The organism is Saccharopolyspora thermophila (assembly GCF_014646075.1).
Taxonomy (GTDB): Bacteria; Actinomycetota; Actinomycetes; order Mycobacteriales; family Pseudonocardiaceae; genus Saccharopolyspora; species Saccharopolyspora thermophila.
Map to the genome: position 1 here is coordinate 1 of NZ_BMMT01000059.1, position 500 is coordinate 500.

Sequence of the window (500 nt, forward strand, 5' to 3'; positions counted from 1 at the left end):
GCCCCCATACCCCGTGAATCGGCACGGTCCCGGCGTAGTTCGGTAGCCGCCAATGTCACCCCCGCCGCCACCTCGACATCCACCTCGGCTAGGCGTTCGGAGACCACGGCGAGCGTCGATCCGGTCGTGAGCACATCGTCCAGCAGGAAGATCAACCGGCCGCGCGCCGCCGCTCGCAAACTGTTTACCCGCGTGTCGCGGATCACGAACGCGCTCTGCGCGGTCACCGCCCGGTCCGCGGCGCTCAGATGCGCCGAGTCCGCGCGGGGCATCGCCGCCAAGGGGTACGCGACCAGGGCGGCTATCGACAGTCCGCCCTGGTCCTCGGTGCGGCCCAACTGGGCATGGCGTACGGGATCGCCAACACGACCGGGGATCTCGGGCAGCCGGCCGTCGATGCCCTGCTCCGGCGCGCGGCCGAGCTCGGGGTGACCCATGTGGACACCGCTCGAGCGTACGGCGAGAGCGAAGCGCGCATCGGCGCCGCACCCGACAAGCCC

General features: G+C 71.4%; 2 protein-coding genes. One reads left to right on the forward strand and one right to left on the reverse strand.

All coding sequences use genetic code 11. From position 1 onward, the window contains the following. A partial coding sequence (locus tag IEY17_RS26195) for a phosphoribosyltransferase family protein (protein ID WP_373289933.1) occupies positions 1-272 on the reverse strand: 272 nt, incomplete at its 3' end. 72 nt (positions 273-344) lie between these two features. Between IEY17_RS26195 and IEY17_RS26200 the strand changes: the two genes are divergently transcribed. Beyond that, positions 345-500: aldo/keto reductase (locus IEY17_RS26200; protein WP_373289934.1), on the forward strand; the 156-nt coding region annotated here is incomplete at its 3' end.